Annotated in this window: 2 protein-coding genes; both read left to right on the forward strand. The window is 43.4% G+C overall.

Annotation, left to right across the window (positions count from 1 at the left end; translation table 11 throughout):
* Window positions 1-1,128, forward strand: a 1,128-nt coding sequence (gene lnt, locus PX481_RS24430; RefSeq protein ID WP_288096517.1) for an apolipoprotein N-acyltransferase, incomplete at its 5' end; no start/stop codon positions are given.
* 59 nt (window positions 1,129-1,187) lie between these two features.
* Window positions 1,188-1,430 carry a DUF8620 family protein gene (locus PX481_RS24435; protein WP_002756980.1) on the forward strand — a complete coding sequence of 81 codons (243 nt, stop codon included), beginning with the start codon at window positions 1,188-1,190 and terminating at the stop codon, window positions 1,428-1,430.
* The last annotated feature ends 177 nt before the right edge of the window (window positions 1,431-1,607 follow it).

The raw sequence follows: 1,607 nt of genomic DNA on the forward strand, positions 1-1,607 counted from the left end.
CTCTGGTGTGGGTTAGAATCTCTCTGGAGTCAATCCCCTCTCTGGTGGACTACCCTTGCTTATAGTCAAAGTCCCCATAATTTATTGATTCTGCAATTGGGCAAATTATCGGGTTTTACGACGGTAACGGCGGCAATTGTGGCAATTAACGGTTTAATCGCCGAAAGCTTGCTCCTAATCCGTCAATCGCGGCAAAATCTTGCTTTTCTCTCTTTACCCCTCTTCATTTGTTTTAGCCTCCATCTCTGGGGATGGAACACATACCATAAACCGATCGAAAAGTCAAGGGATTTAGGGATAAAAATTGGCGTAATTCAGGGCAATATTCCCAACACGATTAAACTTTCGCCCCTAGGATTTCAAAAGGCACTCGAAGGTTACACCTCTGGTTATCAAATTCTCGCCGATCAAGGAGTAGATGCCGTCTTAACTCCTGAAACCGCCTTACCCTACTATTGGGAGAACTTAGTCAATAATAGCTCGATTTATTCGGCAATTTTAGCCAAAAAAACGCCAATCTGGTTAGGTGCATTTGGCAAGGTGGACAAGGGTTATAACAATAGTCTCTTGACCATTGATGGCGAGGGACAGGTGATTAGTCGGTATGATAAAGTAATTCTCGTGCCTTTAGGCGAATACGTTCCTTTTCAGGAAATTTTGGGCGGAATTGTTGATCGCCTTTCTCCCTTGCAAGCGCATTTAATCCAGGGAAATCCTGATCAAATTATTGACAGCCCTTTCGGTAAAATAATTGTGGGCATTTGTTACGAGTCGGCTTTTTCCGAACATTTTCGCCGTCAAACTGCTAGAGGAGGCGAATTTATTATTACTGCTTCTAATAACGCCCATTATAGCCACGCCATGCCCGCTCAACACCATGCTCAGGATACCATGCGAGCGATCGAAACCGATCGATGGATGGCCCGGGCCACCAATACAGGTTATTCTGCTTTTGTCGATCCCCACGGTAATCAGCTTTGGCTATCGGATCTGGATAGATATCAAATCCATAGCGAAACAATTTATCGACGGGATACAAGAACTTTATATGTGCGCTGGGGAGATTGGTTAACTAAAGTTTTAATCATTACTGCCGGACTCGCTTGGCTCTGGAGAGCTTGGGATTAAGGTGACAGTGCTATACTTTTTCGTGAATGAACTGTTAAATAACCTAAGTTTTTGCTGCAATGAAAGAGCAATTTGTCAAGTGGTTGAATAGAATCTTAATATTTGATGTGTTTTTAGTAATAGCGGGCTTTCTCTGGTTTGCCCTGGCTGTTATCGGTGAATCCACGGGAATTCCCCTAGGATTTAAACTTTTTCAGCGTCTTTGGCTGCCCTTATTCAATCCTGCTATTAGTATTTTAATTGCGGGGGCGATTTTAAGCTGGGCAATTAATCAAATTCAAGAACGCTTGTCCCCTAAATAGTAGGGTTGATTCATGAATCAACCCTACCTTATCAAGGAGGGCAGGGGGGATCGAACCTAAAATCCATTTTTAATTTAATTAGGGTCTGCTGAAAAAGTTTTTCCTGGGGGTAGGAGTCAGTAGCCGGTCGTCAGGAGCCGGTCGTTTTAGGCTTTGTTGCCCTTGTTTTTTGTACCA

It is taken from the genome of Microcystis sp. M53603_WE2 (assembly GCF_030065435.1).